Below are 19,895 nucleotides of genomic sequence, written 5' to 3'. Positions count from 1 at the left end.
ATCTATAGTTTACTAATATTAATTAACATTAACATGGTTCAGCTCTTTTGGAAGTTTTCCTGCATCTCTTAATGTGCCATGAGCAACTTGACTTTGAGCTAGTTGATTAGTCATTCCTTGAGTATAATCATCTTCTTCAATGATATACCGTGGACGGTGCTTGGTCTCAACAAAGATCTTACCAATGTAAGTTCCTACAATACTAATTGTAATCAACTGGAAACCTCCGAGAAACCAGAGCGACATCATTACAGATGCCCATCCCGAGACTGTGTGGCTCGTTAAAAAGGAATATAAGACCCATAATAAGCATAATCCGCTGAGTGTACTGATCACGATTCCCAAGTAAAGCATGATTTTAATGGGAACAATAGTAAACGATGTGATTCCATTAATCGCAAAGTTCAACATCTTCTTCAAAGGATAGTGGCTTACTCCTGCATAACGCTCTTTGCGGGCATAATATACTTTGGTATTCTTAAATCCTAACTTAGGGATGATTCCTCGAATAAAGAGATTTTCCTCTCGATATTCAAGAAGTGCTTTAACTGCACGTTGAGACATTAGCCGATAATCAGCGTGATTAGGGACAAGCTCAACCCCCATCTTCTTCATCATCCAGTAAAAGAACAAGGCCGTGTTTCGCTTAAACTTGGAATCTGTATCACGATTATTACGGACCGCGTATACAATGTCATTACCGGCATGATAACAATCTACCATTTCATAGATTTTTTCAACATCATCTTGCAAATCAACGTCAATTGTGATCACCATATCTGACCAAGGAAGAGCTTTTTTTAACCCTGCCATCAGTGCATTCTGATGTCCGAAGTTTCTACTGAACTTGATTCCAGTATATTTGGGAGACTTGTGTTCAAGTTCTTTGATCATTTGCCAAGTTGCATCAACACTTCCATCATTAACAAAAAGAATCTTACTGTCTGCTGCAATTTTTCCCTGTGCAATCAATTTATCCAGAATTTCTCCCAGCAATTTAGCAGCTTCCGCAAGTACATCTTCTTCGTTGTAACATGGCGAAACAATTGTTAATCTGTTACCCATAGAAGTTGACCTCCTATTCACTAGTGTGTGTTTAAGTCCTCGTTAAAAATGATAAATTAGCTTTTATACGAACCACTTTAATCCAGTTTATAGAGTGTGCCACTTTGGCCACCCATCGAACCGCCAAAGGAACTTGTCTGCGAATTACTTGAAGTCTTCCCGTTCTTGCCAGGTTGACCCTGTTTCATGTTTTTACGACCACCCATCTGGTTGCCCTTCATGCCTTGAGGCGCTTTTCCACTAGGCCGCTTTCCTCCTTTTCCAGGTGTGCCTTGTTTCATTGCAGTATTACTCTTTCCAGTTGTCGTTTGCTGTGTTGAACTGCTATTCGAGTATTCACTTGATTTTACCTTGGTCCCATACTTTTTAACCCAGCGCACAAGTGCACTATTCGTAGTTTTCCCAGAGAGATAGAAGTACTTAACTTTGCCTTCTTTAACCAGTTTCTTGAACTGTGCCAATGAAATTGCATTGTCAGTTCCATTATAACCTCCAATGGTCATGACTGCTTTTTTGGTCTTGATAATATATGGAGCCGCAGTATTTGAATCCATCGTCGCAAATAAATATTTTGCTCCGTTGTTATGCTTTTCAAGATACTTGATCATTTTTGTATTAGCCTGCTCGCTGCCTAAACCACCGCTTGCTCCGCCTGAACTACTTAACAAGTCAGGTCCGGCTGAAGGAATTGCATCAGAAGCCCCCGCCAAAGTAGGAGTCAACGCCCAAAAACCAGGTGCAAGTGAGAGAAAAACAGTCGCTACAGCGGCACATACCATACTTTTAAGCGTATTTCGGTAAAAGAAGACTGCTAGTAACGATGCAGCAGCTGTCCCGGCCACAATAATCCAGCTTAGCCATGGATAATAACTGTATGCATACCATGCCTGTAAAATCCCAGTCAACCAAAAGCTTGCAGCTAGAAGATAAAGTTGCCACTGTGGTTTGCTAGTTCTTAAGGCGCCCACAAAAGTTGCTACGCCAATTCCAGCTAAAGCAGCTAACGGTGGGGCCACCATTACCATGTAATAAGGATGGAAGAAGCTTGCAATACTGAAAAATGCACCAACTGGCACTAACCAACCAGCCCAATAGAAGAGCTGTTGCTGTTTTTTAGTTGTTTGCCACCATCTGCGTTGCTTTTTAATTTCATAAAGGAAAGTTGCAATTAACCCCATTAAAGCCAATGGGAACATCCAACTAACCTGCTGACCTAACGCCTTTTGTAATAATCTAAATGGCCCAGCGGATCCAACATTAAAGATATTACTGCCGCCACCACCGCCGCCGTTTTGACCCATTTTACCGGTCTGTCCGCCAGCAGTGCCCGCCTTTTTATTACCAGTCATTCCCTTAGGAGCAGTCATTTTTTTGCTTCCAGTTGGCCGTGTACCATTCATTTTACCTGCATGATTGCCCTTCTTGCTTGAACCACCCATGCCACTAAAACGACCACCAGTTCCAGAAGTTTGTCCCAAGAGCCGCTGACTTCCATTATAACCAAAAGCTAAGTTCAAGACTGAGTTAGTAGAAGAACTTCCGATATATGGACGTTTGCTGGTACTTGTTGAATCAACTGCCAGCGGCCACAGTAATGTGAAGACCACCAAGGCAGCTGTTGCAGCAACTAGGTGCATAATTTTTTTCTTCCACCCTGCAGTTGATGCAATCCAGTAGAAAAAGTACATTGCTGGTAAAACCATAAAAGCCTGCAGCATTTTAATGTTAAAAGCAACCCCGATTAATGCAAATGAGACTGCCACTAACCACGCTCGCTGCTTGCTCACAGCCACCTGCAGCAGATAACCTGCCAGCAAGAGGAAGAAAACTAAAGTTGCATCCATATTATTTGTCCGTGATACAGCTACCACAATGGGTGTAATCGTCATAAAAAACGCACCCATATTAGCAGCTAATCTCCCAAAATATGGTTTAATCATCTTGTATATTAATGCTACAGAGCCGATTCCGAAAAGAACTGAAGACAAAACAATGCTCCAGCCGTGAAGACCGAATATTTTAACACAGATAACCATGAACCACAGTGCAACAGGTGGCTTATCAACTGTGATAAAACTGGCTGGATCAAAACTGGCATACCAGAAATTTTTCCAGCTCTCACTCATACTTACAATTGCTGCTGTATAAAAATTATTTGAATATCCGGCTGTCCAAATGCTCCAGCCATATAGAAAAGCAGCTAAAATTAAAATACCGACTAACCAATAGTCCCAACGCTTTATTCGCTCTCTTATCATAAATTATCACCCTATTACCTGTATTTTTAGTGCGATACCTCCAAACTTATAATTCAAGGGTAGCTGTTAAATTTGAACTTTCTATGAAGTTAAGATTATTAAACTTTGTAATTTATTCAAAGAACAAATGCTGTTATAACAACATTTTTGTAAGATTTATTAACAATTGCCAGTTCTTAAATCCGTCCTTTACAATTAAAACGTTTACATAAAAATTGTTAATCTTGTAAACCATCCTTCAATCCACATCAGATTTACTTCACTTTATTTCACAACAAAAAAGCCCTTCGTTATCAGCATTGCTACTAAATAATGACGAGGGTATCCTATGACTTAAAGCGTTTTGATTTAATTGACTGCATGCGTTGGTGCAAACAAATTAAAATTTACAACTCAATTAAGAAAAGTGCTCTGCTACTTATCAATTGAGTTACGCAAACCCTTTAATGCCAACCGTAACATCAAAGGGGCAATTAAGGTAGCAATTACAATCACGAAAATAATATCAACGTATAACGCTCTTTCAAGCAAATGCGCATTAAACCCAATTTGGGCTGTAATCAATGCCATTTCACCGCGGGCAATCATCCCAGTACCAACAACGCGACCACTTCTCCGATCAAAACCGGCCCAAATAGAACCCAGTTCACCGCCAAGCCATTTTGTAATGACAGCGAGAACTGTCATTACAAAAATAAAAGGCAATGCTGTGATAAAGTTGTTAAACGAAACGCTCAGACCAATGCTTACAAAAAAAACAGGAACAAAAACTGCATTGCTAATCGGTTCGATATTAGGATCAACAATCTTTTTTGCAGATGTTTGCCCAATCGCAATTCCGGCAAAAAAAGCCCCAATTGCTCCCGATAAGCCAACTAATTCAGCTAAATATGCCATTGACAGACAAATAATCATTGCACAAATTGTGCGCCCCGTAGGTATCAGTAATTTATTACTCAAATACATAATACCTGGTGCGATCCACCGCACAAGAAAAACGACCCCCGCAAAGAAAAGTCCTTGGAAAACCAGTTGAATCAATAAATTGTTGGTACCTCCATGGCTGCTAGTCCCGCTATTTGTTCCAACCAATGCAATCATCAGACTCAAAAGAAGCACACCCAAAATATCATCAGCAACCGCAGCGCCTAAGACCGTCGCTCCCTCTTTTCCATTAAGTGCCTTGAATTCTCGCAAAACAACTACTGAGATACTCACAGAAGTCGCCGAAAAAACAACGCCAATAAAGAGTGCCTCTTGAAAATAGTAACCGAATAAAAGACTGGTTGCTCCCATAACTACGACTGGAAGTATTACTCCCGAAACCGCCACAGAAAGTGCCGGCTTCAAATATTTTTTCAATTGTTGCAGATCACTTTCAATTCCGGCCATAAACATCAGTAAGATCACACCAATTTCAGCAAATTGCGTAATTGATTCTGACGGGTGGATTAAATTTAAAACTCCAGGACCGAGTACAATTCCAATTAACAATTGACCCAAGACTGCCGGAATTCCACAACGTGCAGTTAGGTGCCCTGCTAGAGTAGTACCTGCCAAAATTAAAACTAATGTACCAATAAAAGACATTAAAGCAACCCCGTTCATGAATAAATTAAAAAATTAACTTAATTTTACCATGCCAAAGCACTGCATACTACTTTAAAGAATGATTCAAAAAGATAAATAAATCCTATAAAATAAAAGTTTTGGAAGACGTCTTAGCAACGTATCAATTTTATAGAAGATACTTCTTAAGCTGCTTGAGATTTTTCATTCGTTTCTGCTCACTTTGATCTTCTGCGTTAAAGTTAACCAGTTTAAAATCTTTTAAACCTAGTTTACCGAATACTCCAATTTTAAGCATTTTTCCAAGGGGATTACGATAATGCCAACTATAGATAAATTGCGGTGTGCCACAGGCAGTTAAAACCCGAATTTTAGTTTTCGGATCTAAAATTAAGTGCTTGCCTGCAAGTTTTTTGACTTGCCCTTTGCAAAAAACTTTGTCAATAAATCCTTTGGTCATTGCCGGCATGATCTCCCACCAAAGCGGAAAAATAAAAATAATTTCATCTGCTACCCGTAAGCGTTGCAAATAATTCATACTCTGCGTGTCAACGTATTCTTTTGTCCGCCAGTTAAGTAATCCTTGGCGATCAAGCACCGGATTATATCTATCTTTTTGAAGATCAATGACATCTACACTATGTCCGCTTCTTTGCAACATTTCAATCGCATTCTGAGCAATTGCAGCTGAATAGGAACGCTTATGCGGAATGTTTTCACTTGACTCTAACATATAGGGATGATCAAGGACTAATGTAATGTGCATATTAATTCTCCTTTATCTTTTATATTCCTTGGAATATAATATACATTAACAGGCTTAAAGCTGAAAGTCAATTTATATTCGGAGGAATATATATGTCGAAATTAAATCCCTTACTGCAACAAATTGACAGCGAATTGCATCGCTATCTTGCATTTGACGATACTAAGAAAGTTCAAGAACATCTTGCACAAGTCGCTCCTGCTGCAGCCAAGCACATTGTTAGCAAAATTTCAATTACGGAACTGGATGTTCTACAAGCAATTTCTTGTGCTTCTTCTTTGAGAATCAAGGAATTAGTTACGACAACCTACTTTCCACAAGGAACCGTTTCGAAGATCGTTAACCGCTTAGTTAAAAAAAAGCTAGTAAAAAAATATCATCAACCCAACAATAAAAAAGATGTTTATCTGAAGCTAACCGAACATGGTTGCTTAGTTGCAGACTTGCACGAACAGTACCACACCCAGAAAAATCAGCAATTGAATCAGCTCGGAGCAACTTTTAATAATACAGACTTAATCAGATTAGCCCAAATATTACATGAGATTAATGAGTTACGTGAGAAATAAAAATTAGCGTGCTGATCTCTATATTTTACAGAATTTAACCATTTGAAAAGAAGTTTCCTCCTCTTTTATAATTTTAAAAATTCTAATAACTACTGTGCAAATTAAGCTTAAAGATAGGTGCATATTACTTACGCATTTAAATCAGCAATTGCTTAGAAGTGCAGAAAAAGAATAATTTTCTGTACCAAAGTGAATGTATGCGCTTAAAAAAATGCTAAAATATTATTTGAAGGGGAGGTGTATTAGATGTCACAAGCTGAAAGATTGGTCGCAATTACAGCCTTATTGAAAAAAAGGGGAAAGCTGAGTACTCGTTTTATTGCACAATATTTTAATGTTTCCAGAGATACTGCACGGCGAGATATTGTGAAGCTTGTCTCAACTGGCAGAGCTAAACGGATGCATGGGGGAATTTTTGCCTATAGTGTAAGCAGTGTACCCGAATATCTAGCACGCACACACATTTTATCTCCTATTAAGGCTGAAATGGCAAAATTAGCATTGCAGGAAATTCAGATGGCTGGAGCTTATTTTATTGCCGCTTCAACTACTCTAGTACAGATGTGTGAACAAATTCAGCAACAAGGTGCAACTGTGGTCACAAATTCAATTGACAATGCGGTGGCCTTAACGCAAAGCGGAGTTGTTAAAATTGAACTTCTAGGGGGAACTGTTGACAAGCGCAACCGGTACACCTGCTCACTTTCTACACTCTCAGAACTTGGATACTTTTCTTTTGCAAAAGTGTTTATCGGTACTTCAGGAGTCACCCCGGAAGGCTTTTACTTATCCAACAAAGATGATGCAGTCGTGATTAGACATGTTGTCGCACACGCACGTCATATCATTGCAGTTGCCGAACAATACAAATTCAACTCAAAAAAAGCTGCTTATAAAATTTGTTCCTGCAAAAAAATAGATACTTTAATTACAGATAGCAGCTTAAAAGAGCCCCAAAGAAACTGGTTTAATAAAAATATTAAAATCGTGATCGCAAAGGAGGAACAGGATGATTAAGCATATTTTTCTAGACATGGATAACACCTTGCTAAATTCAGCAGGAGAGCTTTCAAAGGGGAATATCAGCATGATTAAACATTGCGGAATTCCGGTGACACTTGTGACCGCACGTCCCCCTGCAGCCATGCGAACCACGATTTCACAACTAGCACTTGTTGATGAACAAGTTGCATTTAATGGAGGATTAATCTTTAAAATGACCGGCTCCACCTACGAAACGCTCTTTAGTAAAGGAATAGCGTTTAAAACTGTTACTCAGATTTTAGCAACTGTGCAAAAAGCGTTTCCTGAAACGTCCGCCAGCTGGTTTACACTACAAGACTGGTTTACAGAAAAAAAGAGCCAAGCGATCATTCGTGAGGCCAACATCACGCATCAAAAGCCGGTTATGATGCCATTCAATGAATTAACACAGTTAACCAAAACGACGATCTATAAAATTATGCTGATCAGCCCCACCCCTGCTGATACCGAAATACTTGAGAAATATCTGCAAACCCTGCACTTCCCAGGAATTACAGTCACACGTTCAAATCGAAATTATCTGGAAATCACTAACGAAGAAATTTCAAAACGTAATGGAATTTTGTATCTCAAGAAAAGAAATGGGTTGGTTAAACACGAACTGGCTGCTTTTGGCGATGGACGTAATGATATGACCATGTTTGATGTGGTTGGAACCGCTATCGCAATGGCAAATGCTGAGCCAACGGTCAAAAAGGCTGCAGACTACGTGACCCGTTCTAATGACGCTGATGGTGTTGGTTATGGAATTCAAAAAATTTTAGCCAAAAATTCTCATTAAAATAAAGCGCAGACCTATTTTAAATAAACTCCCAGCACACTTAGAGGCTATTTGTGTACCCGTTTTTTTCTAAAGTGCATCAGTTCGCTCCGAACTTTTCCATGCAAACGCTGAAACATTAAATATTGTTGCCGGATGCGCTTGATTCGTTGATAACGTTCCGGATTTTTTTGATAGAATTGTTGATGATAATTTTCCGCAGGCCAAAAAGTTCCGGCAGCTTCAATTGCAGTCACAATTGGTTTTCGATAACGTCCAGACGCCGCTAAGCGTTGCTTGGATTCTGTCGCAATTTTTCTTTGAGTTTCATCTTTTACAAAAATCACCGGACGATAATTACTGCCGCGATCTTCAAACTGCCCAAGTGCATCAGTAGGGTCCGTTATTTTCCAATAAAGTTCTACGAGTTCAGCGTAACTTATGATTCGCGTATCAAAAATAATTTCAACCGCTTCAACATGACCGCTAGTCCCGCTGACTACCTGTTCGTATGTCGGTTTTTTTAGTGTGCCTCCAGTATACCCTGATAAGACAGAAATAATGCCGCGTCTAGTTTCAAACGGCTCCACCATACACCAAAAACACCCTCCTGCAAAAATAGCTCGTTCTTGAAACGCCAGATCTTTTGCGGCATGTTTAGTTAGATCAAAGTGCCTTGCTTTTGCTGCATTGCCCGTGAGTTTGGCATAAAAATCAGCCACATCAGGTGTTAAGTTATTTCTAATCGCCAGTGGTCGTAACTTGTATTCAAGTTGTGCGAGTTCTCTTTCTGGCTTGTCTTGATTTGAAAGCTGTTCTTTGGTCTCCACTAATAGTGAGCGTTCCCATTTACGGGTGGCAGGATTTAATATTAAATTATAAAGATCTGCGAGTATTTCTTTTTCTTGTTTCTCCATTGTCCTCACTCCCTTCCAGCACAACAAATGATTGCTTAATGTTTAGCTTTTCTGCTTGCAGTATACCGCAAAAAATACTTTAGGATAAACGTCTTGCTTAGAAGCTACGTTCAGTAATTTTTTAAGAACCTAACTACCGGTTGAACCTGGTATGATATCCTTGACCGGAACTTAGTCCATCCTTTTGCCATTTTAGTTGTACATTACTAGTTGACAAAAAAACACTCCCGCAATATGATTAACAAAAGTAATTAACTTTGTTAACTATATTTTGTGGGAGTGACATAACATGGAAAGAATCAGTCAAATTTTTTCGGAACTATACGACAAAGTTCTCATTAAATACCAAAATAGTCCCGCGCGCAGTACTGCATTTCCTGAGATGTCTGCCAATGATGAACATTACATCGATCTTTTATATACATTGAAGAATGCCACTGGGACCAGTTTTGCAATTGCTGCAAAGATCTCAAAACCAGCGGCAACTAGAATTATTCAGCGTTTCATTGCTGCTGGTTATCTAACCAAACATCCTTCAAAGCAAGATAAGCGGATCTCCTACCTTACTTTAACCAAGGCTGTCCGGAACCATTGCAGAAAAAATTATCAACTCTTTGACAGTGTCTTTCTTGAATGTACCGCTGCACTTACAAAGGAAGAGCAAGCCCAACTTCAACTACTCCTGCGTAAAATCAACCAAAAGATTTGAGTGAACAGCAGATGAAACAAAAGAAAATTGAACAACGTGGTCTCCTTGCTGGAATTATGGTTAACCTGCTAATGAGTATTGCAGGGATGACAGTTTTTTATTTGACACAAATCGAGGCACTGTTTGTTGATGCCTATTTTACAATCATTACTCTACTCTCAGGAATTGTTTCGTTTTTCATCTCAAAATTCAGTGAAAAAACAAGTCAGCGTTTTCCACAAGGTTTCTTTGTTCTAGAGCCGCTTTACTCCCTTTTTCAAGCTGCATTGACATTAACACTACTTGCAAGTTCCTTACTTAGCGTTACCCAAAAAGCCCTTGTTTACTTCACTACCGGACAAGGAACTGTGATGCAAGTCGGACCGGTAATTCCTTATGAAATCGTGATGGTGTCACTTTCTTGGGGACTTTCTTGGTACTATAGTAAACAAAACAGATTAATCAATCATACCAGCACAATGCTTTCCGCTGAGTCAAAAAGTACGTTAATTGATGGTATTATGTCAGCCGGAATTGGAGTTGTTGCTTGTGTACTGTTGTTTATTAAAGAACATTCTAGTCTGGGCTTTTTGCTTTATACAGGGGACTTTTTTGTTACATTAACACTAATTCTCCTCACAGTCAGGATTCCTTTGCATATCATGAAAAACTGCTTTATCGAGATCAGCGGCGGTACGTTGACGAACAAAAACCTGCAACAAACAATTAATGCTTGCGTTCAGACACATCTCTTACCCAACTTTCCCATTAAACAGTGTTTAATTTATAAAACGGGAATGTCCCTGCGTGTCCATGTCCAATTAAGCAGTCAGCTCCACACTATCAACAACGAGAGCTTGCAGCACCAAAAAAAATTGATCCTAAAAGAACTTTCTGCACATTTTGCTTTTATCAAACTTGAAATTTGTGTCGCATAACCCAACACAATTAATCATGAGAAGCTTGACGGTCCGCAAATTTTTGCAAAATCCGGTGCGTCTCAACTTGAAGCGCTTGTTCTTCTATCCTTTTAAGGACTGGCTGAGCAGTTGCCTTTTCAGGATGTAACCGAAGATATTTTTGAACTCGTCCAGCTACTTTTTGCTTAAGCTCAGCTTTCCCATTCTTTAAAGCAGTGCCAGCTTGTCTTGCATTAGAAGTTGAAAGTACAGACCAATTTCCCGGTAGCAAAAAAGTGACTGTCGTTGCTTTAAGGTGATGATTGTTGGTAATTCCTGCAAAAAGAACTTGCATTAATTTACTAGTGTAATGGTACTCCGACTGAGCTGTTATTCTTAGTGCGCTTTTTTGCCTATATGACCGTAGTCTAACCTTGATGCCGTCCGAATAAAGCAAACTTTTTTGCTTTTTTTGCGGACCTTTTGCAGTCACATAGATCTGCTTTTTTGTTTTACCACTGCCAAGATTTCGATAAATTAAGACCTGATTTGAACCAGGAAATGAGACTATTGGATAAATTTTGACAGTGTGTTTTTTTGTAACTAGCTTAGTTCCCCAATGAAATTGCGTATCCATTAATAAATAGGATTGACTGCCTAAAAGAGTAATTGTTAACAGTGCAAGGTATCCTCCGCGTCCAGGAAACTTAGCCCTAATACTTAGTAAGATGATTCCGACCAGACAAATAGCACTGAGAATAAGAATCATACTTTCTATCCCTCCAGTTCTTTTTTAAATCTTTTTGACACATCATGGTACGACAGGAACCATGCTGGTACCACTGCAATTGCAGTAATAACCACCGACCAGATAAACGCCATCTGATATGCAATCGCTTGATTCGCAACAGTTGGTACCACAAAACTTAGACGATTCTGAATCACTGTTGCCAAAATTGCCGAACCGAATGCGCCACCAACATTTTGCAGCATTCGGGTGGCAGTGGTTGCTTCTGAAATCTGGGTGCTTGGAATACCGCTGTAAGAATCTGCCATTACTGGAATCTCAATTCCTCCTTGAGCAATCCCGCGGAAGAAAAGCACAAACCAAATTAGGTACTTACTCGTTGCAGCGTTAAAATAAATAAACGGCCAGGTACTTAAAACCGCCAACACAAGCGATCCTATGACAATCCAGCGTGCTCCAAACCGATCAGTCAACTTTCCAATTTGGCTTCGCGAAACAAGCAACCCAACTCCTTGTGACATTAAATATGTGCCCGACCAAACTACGCTTAACCCCTGAATGTTCTGGAGATAAAGCGGTAATAAAAACATGGCACCATTGACGGTAATTCCCGACATCAATAAGATAATTGATGCGCCTGAAAAATTTCGTGACTTAAAAAGGTCCAGACTAATTAAAGCCCGCTGTGGAAATTTTTTCGCATAAAAAAGGTATGCTGCGAGTAGATCGACACCCATAAAACTTGGTAATAAGACCTTAAGTGTAGCTAGATTTCCAGTGCTGCTGAATTTTACAATCCCTAAAATTAAACAAGAAAACATTCCGCCTAAAAGAAAAAATCCACACCAGTCGAAATTCTTTTTAGTCTTTGTAACCGGAAAGCTGGGCATCAGCCAACCAATTAAAACAAACGAAAGGATTACGATTGGTACATTAATATAGAAAATCCAGTGCCAATTCAATCGGTCAATTAGATAACCACCGATCGTGGGACCTAAAATTGGAATCAAAACTACTGGTAAGCCGACGATTGCCATTAAGCTACCTAAACTTTTCCCACCAGCCGCACGTACAATTAACGTCGATACTAAAGAGATAACAATCCCCGAACCAGCTCCTTGAATTAAACGTCCACCAATCAAAACTCCAATATTAGTTGCTATTCCAGAAATCAGCGAACCTGCTAAGAAAATCAACATGCCAACTAAATAAAGCTTTTTCCCGTTAAATCTATCTGCGGCCCAACCGGTAAAAAGGACAATCACGCCCAGAGCCAGAACATAGCCAGTGGTTACCCACTGTACTATGTCGACAGAACTGTTTAAATCATTCATAATAGTGTTAAGTGCAACGTTAGTCATTGTCGTATCGAGCATTGGTGCAACCGCACCTAATACAAGTACAAAAGCAACTTTAGCGATGTTGCGCCTGTTACCCTTTTCATTCATCAAAACAGACCTCACTCTCTTATTAAGGTACCCGGGTTCCTAAAAAGATAGTACCCCCTTAAGTTTAAAAAGGCAAGAAAGAGTTTTAAAGATGACCCTGCAAAAACAAACCAGCCGCCATGGAAAACAGCTTGAAATGGCAATTTTAACAACTGTTTGGGAACAAATAAATAAAGTTGGCTATCAAGAATTAACTATTAAAGAAGTGGCCCAGCTGGCTCACACAAATACAAACACTGTTTATCGTCATTGGCAGAATAAAGCTGTATTAGTACTTGCCGCATGCGCACAATTTGGCCCCAAACCCAAAAATACAGCTTTCCAGTATTGGAAAGCTGCGAGATGACGAGAGTGTGACATAAGTTAAATTTTGTCACAGTCCCTCTTTTATTCCGGATAAACGTGTGCTCTAAACCAAAATTTTCAACATATGCCCAGTTTTGCCTTTTTTACCATCCAATTTTTTCGTTTGTTTGTGGCAATTCAACTTGATTTTGCTCAACTGCACTGAATGCATCATCTAAGACTGCTAGTGCTTGATCAAGCTGTGCTCGTGTGATTACCAAAGGTGGTTGAAACCTGAGAATATTGCCAGCAAGTGTAATCAAAACAACACCATGAGCAAAGGCATAATAGATGACCTTAGTTGCAGTTTCGTTGTCTGGTTCTTTTGTCTTTTGATCTTTAACAAGTTCAATTCCGCCATTTAACCCCCACATCCGTACATCACCAATTGCTGGGTGCCTTTGTTGCATCTCTAAGAAACGTTTTTTTACATATTCACCATCAGAAGCAGACTTCTCAACCAAATGGTCAGCTTCAATGACGTTTAACGTTGCTAATGACGCTGCTGCACAAACTGGGTTCCCAGAAGTTGTAAAGCAATGTGCTGGTGTCCCTAGCGCATCAATAATTTCTTTTTTACCGATCACAGCACTTAATGGCAGCCCTGCAGCTAGAGATTTACCAACGGAGATTAAGTCTGGTTCAATATCCTTAAATTGCTGAATACTCCACATTTTGCCTGTCCGCCCCAGCCCTTGATTAACTTCATCCACTGCAAAAAGAATCCCGTTTTCGTGACAGAAGTTATAGACCAGCTGCATATACTCTTCAGGTGCCTTGACAATTCCTCCGTCACCTTGAATCGGCTCAATTAATACGCAGGCAGTCTCATCTGCAGGGAGAAAAGATTCAAATGGCCGTTTAAACTCAGCAAAAAAACGCAAAGCAACTTCGTGTTCGCTTTCACCCGGTAATCTGCGATAAAGATCCGGATATGGCACATGAACTACTCCTGGAAGCATCGGTCCAATCTGGCGTGTCATATTAAGGCTCACACCTGAGAGCGTCTCGGAGCCATAGGTTGAACCATGATATGCACCCATATAAGAAACCAGATACTGACGCCCTGTGTAAGCCCGCGCAAATTTGATAATGGCATCGTTCGCATCTGAACCAGAGTTACCAAATGTCACCATTTTAGGTGATTTGCCTGGTGCAATTTCTGCTAATTTCTGGGCAAGTTCAATCTCTGGCACATGATGAAAATACGCAGGAGTATAATGAATCAACTTCTGCGCCTGTGTTGTAATTGCTTTGACAACTCTTTCATCAGTGTGACCTACATTAATTGCTGATGCGCTCGCTAACAAATCTAAGTAGTGATTGCCGTCAACATCTACTAAAGTCGCACCATGTGCATGGTCAATTACTAAATCATAGTAGTTGATTCGCGCAGAACGCGCAAAATACTTCTTTTCTTTTGCAATTAATTTTCTAGCTTTTTCCAGATCTGCCATCTCTGCAACCCCTCATTTTCTTCTTGAACCGCTTGGATATGTTATGTATAGCAAGCAAACTACAGATTCAAAACAGTTTTAATTTACATTAAAGATTGCATGTAGTTTAACGTATCTAACATTAAATTGTCAACACTTATTTCTAATCCATTATTAACGCGATCTACATACCAGCTCAAACCATTAAAAATTTATAACCAAATTTTTTTATTGTAACGATTAATTATTTTGGATGACTTACATATTAAATAAAACTAAAGACCGCTTGTCGCATCTCTGTCAGCAACTGTACTTTTGATGCGGTTTTTGCTTACTCATTTTGCTGAGAAATATGTAAATTTATGCAACGTCTCTTAAAATTATCTAAAAATTTCTGAAAGATCATAGATTAGTCTAATTTGACTCGCATAGTTACAAGTAGCGTAAGCATTTATTTACAATCTTATAGTTGATGGGAGTCTCCAAAATGACCACTTTTATTAACAAAAAACAGTCTACTTTATTAAAGAAAATTATGCTTCAGTTAATTTTCCTTGCATTATCCTATCTCAGCGTATATATCTTTTCTTCCAAAGGATACTTTTACGGCGGCGGCGATATCAAATTCCACCTCTCGCGGATCACCGAACTCACAAATGCAATTCAGAATCATAATAATTTATTAGCACCTTTTAGTTTTTCATCTTTTCGGAATGTAGGAGCTGTTTCCCAACAGTTCTATCCCAATATAACATTACTGCCATTTGCACTCTTGCGGATTGTATTCCCGCATCCCTTACTTGCTTTTTATATTGGCATCATTATCTATACATATTTAGGGTTTATCGTTGGTTACTATGCGATGATGCGTTTTACTGGCAATAACGTGTTGCAATCGGTTTGTTTTGCCGTTTTATTCAACTTTTCTGTCTACCATCTGACTGATATCTTTAATCGTTTTGATATTGGAGAATGGATTGCGCTGAGTTTTTTTCCGCTGGCTTTCTTAGGCGCATATGAATTGTTTTTCCGCAATTGGCACTCCTGGTATCTTGCGGCAATCGGACTAACCTTAATAGCTTACAGTCATGTTTTATCCACGTTGCTTGCACTTTCAGTCTGTTTCCTTTTTGTTATTATTGCCTGCTACTGCAAAACAGGTGATTTACATGCTCGTGCCAAAGCAGCCCTAAAAGCTAGTCTGCTCACACTTGGCATGACCCTGTTTGAAATCGTTCCGATGATTGTTTTAAGTGTTCAAAACAAGATTCATTTTCCTAGAAAGTATAACCTCTTGCGCAGCCCTGGCGGCAAGCTGCCTGATATTTTCAGTTTTATTGGTTTGTGCCTTAAAAATCAGCTAAATATGAGTTTGGGAATTTTTGTACTCCTCATAATCATTGCTGGTGTTATTTATTGGAAAAAAATGCCCAAACTCTATCAAGTCAGCTTGGGACTAACAATTTTATTTACAGTTGTAACTACAACTATCTTTCCTTGGGGTCTGTTCCAGCACACCCCCGTTGCGGTTATTCAGTTTCCATGGCGCTTACTTGGAATTGCTGCATTTTTTATGGCACTTACAGGGTCATGGCTGTTAGAATATTTATGTACTACACCATTTTTCAGCAGACTTAACTTCGAATGGATTGTTTGCGTTGCAATCTTGATTGCCGCTTTTCCAGGCCTATGCGCCGCCTATAGTAGCCACGCTTATGAAGTTCAAACTTATCAGTTTATTAAACATGCTAAAGAAGAAAATACGCACGCCCGTTTTATTTTGCCCGGCAAATATTATTATAGTTATTTTTCAAATATGAATAACACTGCAGCGCATACGGACTATTATCCACAAAAAGCGTATGCGCAGCGCTACTCAATTCTGCACAATTTGATCTACAAAGCAGACGGCTCAACACAAAGAATGCCGCCGTTTAACTTTACGCATAATCATCTCTCTTTTAAGCTCTACAGTTCAAAGAAACAACTGATGAATCTTCCGCTACTACACTATTTTGGTGATTACTATGAACTAAGTGTTAATGGACATGTCCAGCAAATTCGGCAGTCAACGCGGGGAACTTTTCTAGTAAATGTTGCTAAAGGCAAAAATACCATTAAGATCACGCTCAAAAATAAACCTTATCGGACAGTACTTCAGCTATTTGCCTTGGTTCTATGGCTCTTGACTTGCTTTTTGCTTTTTAAGTACAAACATACACATAAAAATTTAATTAGTTAAAGAGGTTTTTTTAATGTCTCAGGGGGAGTTGCACAAAACTCACTTTTTTTTCAAATGTCTGCTTGTTATTACACTTTTTTTGTTGATTCAATTGGGAAATGGCAAGCTTTCGCGCGCATCAAATGAAAGCAATCTAATCGCAGCAGACAATCAGCACATTACACTCACTTCAGCTAAAGTTCGAAAAATCGATAATGCTGTTTCGCGGGCAAAAGTTTGGGGAACGCTTTTAATCACCGCCAGTGGTTCAAAAAAAATAACTTATCGGACTTACGGCTATGCAGACTATCAGCATAAGGTGCGAAATACTGTAACTGAATTATATCCTTTATCGTCGCTGCAAAAAGCCTACACTGCTTTTATGATCGAACGCTTGGTTTCTGCCGGCAAAATTCGGCTCGATGAAAATATCTCTGCTTTTTATCCTCAGATCAAATACGCACACCAGATTACGATTCGTGAGCTATTAAATCACACTTCTGGGATTCAAATGGCAGAACCTGAGCCACGAGAAGTACTTCATGGCGATCAAGCCGCACTTAATTGGACAATTACACATTTGACTTCTACAGGCATTCACAAATGGAATTACAGTAATGCCAACTACACCTTATTGGCAGGAGTCATTACTCAGATAACAAAGCGCCCCTTCAGTACGGATTTAAATTCTGAGATTATTCAACCCTTGAATTTGAGAGAGACTTATATCTGGGATCAGTTACCAACCAGGAGCTTAGTCCCGGATTCTTATACTGCTACTAAGACTCCCCTCGCACCGTTCATGGGCACGCGGCCATTACTGTCTTCTGAACTTGGCTGTGGCAATCTTTATTCAAGTATTACTAATTACTATACTTTTATCAATGCTTTACAATCACAAAAGCTATTGAATCACGCACAGTTTGTTCAGCTAATGGGCACACATGCTGGCTATTCAGGCGGAATTTACTACTCCTCATTTTTTCATCATGCTGAGGGCGCTGACATGAATTATCATACTTTCTACTATGGAACCAGTCAAAACAAGTTGACCATTATCTTTTTTACTAATCGCTGTGCTTCAATGACCACTGGAAACGAATTAATCAAAACCATTCACGACATTGTATTGTCGTAATTGCCGAACGGTTCAAGCTAAACAAAGACAAAAAGAGTGTTCCATAAGCCAAAACTTCTTGTTAGACAGAAGATTTTGACTTATGGAACACGTTTATCCGGAATAAGTAGCGGGGTTGTGCTGAAATTTCACTTTTGGTGCAGCCTTCTTTGAAAAATTTGATACTCAGATTAATTTATTTTTTTATACTTAAATTCATTGACTAAGGCTAGTAATTGCGCAGCGATTTGCGACAATTCAGCTGAAACTGTGACAAATTCTTGCATTGTCTCCTTTTGCTGTCTGCCAGCTTCGCTAATCTTATTAGTATTAGCTGCAATTCCAGCTGCAAAGGAAGTGATATGCGCGATTTCCCCTACTATGCTGTCCATTTTTGCATGTAGTTGTAAAATTTCGCGCGCAAGTCTAGCTAAATGCTGCGAGGTTTCATTTGATTTGTCTGAAATTTGTGTAAACGAGGCACTTGTCTGATTAATTAATGTAATTCCTGTAGCCACACTGGTTGCACCTGCGATCGTCTTTGCGACTGACAGTGCCGCATCTTTTTGAATCTTAGTAACAACTTCAGCTACTTCAAGTGTTGCTTGCCCAGTTTGTTCCGAAAGTTTGCGAATTTCATCTGAAACAACTGTAAATCCTTGGCCCTGCGTATTTTCTGATCGCGCTGCTTCAATGGACGCGTTTAAAGCCAGCAGGTTTGTTTGTTTTGAAATTCCATTGATCAAAGTCATAACTTGATCGATTGCTTTTGCTTTTTCATTTAAACCAGCTGCTAATTGCTGTAGTTCAGTACTATTTTGTTTAATTCTGTCCATTTGTGCAATTGTATTCTTAACAACTGTATTCCCAGCCTGTGATAGACGCTTTGTTTTGTTAGCTTGATGTGCAGCAGTCTCAATATGAGTACTAATTGCTTTAAATTGCAGCGACATTTGTCCAAGATCCTCATTTGCTTGCTGTGTTAATACAGATTGCTGCGTTACGCTCTCGTTGGCCTCTGCAAGCTGAGTTGCGCTCTGGACAGTCGCAGCTTGAGCTTTTTGAGAACCCTCAATTAATTCCTGCGAATTAAGGGTTATTTTTTGGCTAGTGCTGGCGACATTGCCAATTAATCTTTGCAATTGTGCCACCATTCCATTAAAATCATGAGCCAGTTGGCCTAACTCATCATGCGCCGTAATTTCCAATGGCTTCAATGAAAGATCACCTTGGGCAACCTTTTCAACATGTCTACCGATTTTTTTAATTGGGATAGTTAGCCGGCGCACAAAGAACATTGTGATCATTGCAGCCAACAACGGCAAAATAACACTCAGCAAAATTACAAATTTATTCATTTCCCAAGTTCTAGCGCTGACAATTCCACCATCAAAATCAATCGCATTGATTGCAATGACCGCGCCTTTCCCAGAATTCTGCGACATTCCTGGCATTGAAGCCATTGAAGTAGATTGTGTGCGATAGACCGGCGCATATCCTGTAATGACCCGCCGGCCCCTAAGCTCATAGATTCCTGTGTAATATGTTTTGCCACTTTTGATTTGTCTTAGTGCTGCAGCTGAAAGCTTGAATTGTGTTCCTCTTTTAAAACCCAATTGACGTGCATGTTGATCTGCAACTATTAGCTTTCCTTGAGTATCCAGAATATAAGCTTCCGCAAAAATTTTTTTATGCTGCACAATCCAGTCTACCTGTTTTTCAAGCTTACTCTGATTCTCGAGCTTACCAGCCTTAACTTGCATTAGGTACTCAGGAGTTTCAATTCCCGTTGTGATACTGGCACACCCAGTAAGTTCTACGCCAGCTGATTTCAACGTTTCTCGATAGCTGAAAAAATAATTTGTAATTCCAAGAACTGCTACGCTAAAAAAAACGATTGCTGTCACGCTTAGAGTCATCTTTTTAGTAATGCTCATCCAATTTTCCTCCATTCAAAGCTGCCCTTATACTTCTAATCGGATTGAATGAGCTTTCAGTTAAGTAAGAATTAAAAGTTTAATTTACCAAAAAAGCTTGCTTGTTTG

At 39.4% G+C, this 19,895-nt stretch carries 17 protein-coding genes; 8 read left to right on the top strand and 9 right to left on the bottom strand.

Going from position 1 to position 19,895, the window contains the following annotated elements; all coding sequences use genetic code 11:
- Positions 1–18: 18 nt before the first annotated feature.
- The 4 genes from FD50_RS05845 to FD50_RS05830 form a co-directional block, all read right to left on the bottom strand.
- On the bottom strand, positions 19–1,065 hold the full coding sequence (locus FD50_RS05845) for a glycosyltransferase family 2 protein (RefSeq protein ID WP_082610444.1): 1,047 nt from the start codon (positions 1,063–1,065) through the stop codon (positions 19–21).
- A 77-nt stretch (positions 1,066–1,142) separates the two neighbouring features.
- Positions 1,143–3,323 carry a glycosyltransferase family 39 protein gene (locus FD50_RS05840; protein WP_056960776.1) on the bottom strand — a complete coding sequence of 727 codons (2,181 nt, stop codon included), beginning with the start codon at positions 3,321–3,323 and terminating at the stop codon, positions 1,143–1,145.
- A gap of 414 nt (positions 3,324–3,737) precedes the next feature.
- Positions 3,738–4,913, bottom strand: a complete 1,176-nt coding sequence (locus FD50_RS05835) for a cation:proton antiporter (protein ID WP_056960775.1) — start codon at positions 4,911–4,913, stop codon at positions 3,738–3,740.
- Positions 4,914–5,061: 148 nt separating this feature from the next.
- A complete protein-coding gene (locus FD50_RS05830) occupies positions 5,062–5,658 on the bottom strand; it encodes an NAD(P)H-dependent oxidoreductase (RefSeq protein ID WP_054756923.1) in 597 nt (198 codons plus the stop codon).
- A 92-nt stretch (positions 5,659–5,750) separates the two neighbouring features.
- Here FD50_RS05830 and FD50_RS05825 point away from each other — a divergent pair, with 92 nt between their 5' ends.
- The 3 genes from FD50_RS05825 (at position 5,751) to FD50_RS05815 (ending at position 8,052) form a co-directional block, all read left to right on the top strand.
- Positions 5,751–6,227 carry a MarR family winged helix-turn-helix transcriptional regulator gene (locus FD50_RS05825; RefSeq protein ID WP_056960774.1) on the top strand — a complete coding sequence of 159 codons (477 nt, stop codon included), beginning with the start codon at positions 5,751–5,753 and terminating at the stop codon, positions 6,225–6,227.
- A gap of 246 nt (positions 6,228–6,473) precedes the next feature.
- Positions 6,474–7,244 (top strand): DeoR/GlpR family DNA-binding transcription regulator, encoded by a 771-nt coding sequence (locus FD50_RS05820; RefSeq protein ID WP_056960773.1) that lies wholly within the window; start codon positions 6,474–6,476, stop codon positions 7,242–7,244.
- Positions 7,237–8,052, top strand: coding sequence for an HAD family hydrolase (locus FD50_RS05815; protein WP_056960772.1), 816 nt, complete (start codon positions 7,237–7,239; stop codon positions 8,050–8,052). The genes FD50_RS05820 and FD50_RS05815 overlap by 8 nt, the downstream gene beginning before the upstream one ends.
- A 47-nt stretch (positions 8,053–8,099) precedes the next feature.
- Here the strand turns inward: FD50_RS05815 and msrA are convergent, their stop codons facing one another.
- Positions 8,100–8,948, bottom strand: coding sequence for a peptide-methionine (S)-S-oxide reductase MsrA (msrA, locus tag FD50_RS05810; RefSeq protein WP_056960771.1), 849 nt, complete (start codon positions 8,946–8,948; stop codon positions 8,100–8,102).
- Between the two features lie 289 nt (positions 8,949–9,237).
- Here msrA and FD50_RS05805 point away from each other — a divergent pair, with 289 nt between their 5' ends.
- Together FD50_RS05805 and FD50_RS05800 are read left to right on the top strand one after the other, a co-directional pair.
- A complete protein-coding gene (locus tag FD50_RS05805) occupies positions 9,238–9,657 on the top strand; it encodes a MarR family winged helix-turn-helix transcriptional regulator (RefSeq protein ID WP_054756915.1) in 420 nt (139 codons plus the stop codon).
- Positions 9,658–9,668: 11 nt separating this feature from the next.
- Entirely contained in the window at positions 9,669–10,574 is a 906-nt protein-coding gene (locus tag FD50_RS05800) for a cation transporter (protein ID WP_056960770.1), read from the top strand.
- A 10-nt stretch (positions 10,575–10,584) separates the two neighbouring features.
- Here the strand turns inward: FD50_RS05800 and FD50_RS05795 are convergent, their stop codons facing one another.
- Positions 10,585–11,304, bottom strand: a complete 720-nt coding sequence (locus FD50_RS05795; RefSeq protein WP_056960769.1) for a DUF4811 domain-containing protein — start codon at positions 11,302–11,304, stop codon at positions 10,585–10,587.
- 5 nt (positions 11,305–11,309) lie between these two features.
- Complete coding sequence (locus tag FD50_RS05790) at positions 11,310–12,731, bottom strand: MDR family MFS transporter (protein WP_082610443.1); 1,422 nt, start codon at positions 12,729–12,731, stop codon at positions 11,310–11,312.
- A gap of 91 nt (positions 12,732–12,822) precedes the next feature.
- Between FD50_RS05790 and FD50_RS05785 the strand changes: the two genes are divergently transcribed.
- The gene (locus tag FD50_RS05785) at positions 12,823–13,077 is read left to right on the top strand and encodes a TetR/AcrR family transcriptional regulator (protein ID WP_056960768.1); all 255 of its coding nucleotides are present in this window, start codon (positions 12,823–12,825) and stop codon (positions 13,075–13,077) included.
- 103 nt (positions 13,078–13,180) lie between these two features.
- Here the strand turns inward: FD50_RS05785 and FD50_RS05780 are convergent, their stop codons facing one another.
- Positions 13,181–14,533, bottom strand: coding sequence for an aspartate aminotransferase family protein (locus tag FD50_RS05780; protein WP_056960767.1), 1,353 nt, complete (start codon positions 14,531–14,533; stop codon positions 13,181–13,183).
- A 466-nt stretch (positions 14,534–14,999) separates the two neighbouring features.
- On the opposite strand from FD50_RS05780, the gene FD50_RS05775 reads away from it, so the two are divergent.
- Both FD50_RS05775 and FD50_RS05770 read left to right on the top strand, forming a co-directional pair.
- The gene (locus FD50_RS05775; RefSeq protein WP_056960766.1) at positions 15,000–16,754 is read left to right on the top strand and encodes a hypothetical protein; all 1,755 of its coding nucleotides are present in this window, start codon (positions 15,000–15,002) and stop codon (positions 16,752–16,754) included.
- Between the two features lie 13 nt (positions 16,755–16,767).
- Entirely contained in the window at positions 16,768–17,871 is a 1,104-nt protein-coding gene (locus tag FD50_RS05770) for a serine hydrolase domain-containing protein (protein ID WP_056960765.1), read from the top strand.
- 170 nt (positions 17,872–18,041) lie between these two features.
- Here the strand turns inward: FD50_RS05770 and FD50_RS05765 are convergent, their stop codons facing one another.
- A complete protein-coding gene (locus FD50_RS05765; protein WP_056960764.1) occupies positions 18,042–19,787 on the bottom strand; it encodes a methyl-accepting chemotaxis protein in 1,746 nt (581 codons plus the stop codon).
- Positions 19,788–19,895 lie beyond the last annotated feature (108 nt).

Source organism: Liquorilactobacillus satsumensis DSM 16230 = JCM 12392 (assembly GCF_001435195.1).
Taxonomy (GTDB): Bacteria; Bacillota; Bacilli; order Lactobacillales; family Lactobacillaceae; genus Liquorilactobacillus; species Liquorilactobacillus satsumensis.
Note: the sequence above shows the minus strand (reverse complement) of the source record. Positions and strands in the feature narration are given on the sequence as shown.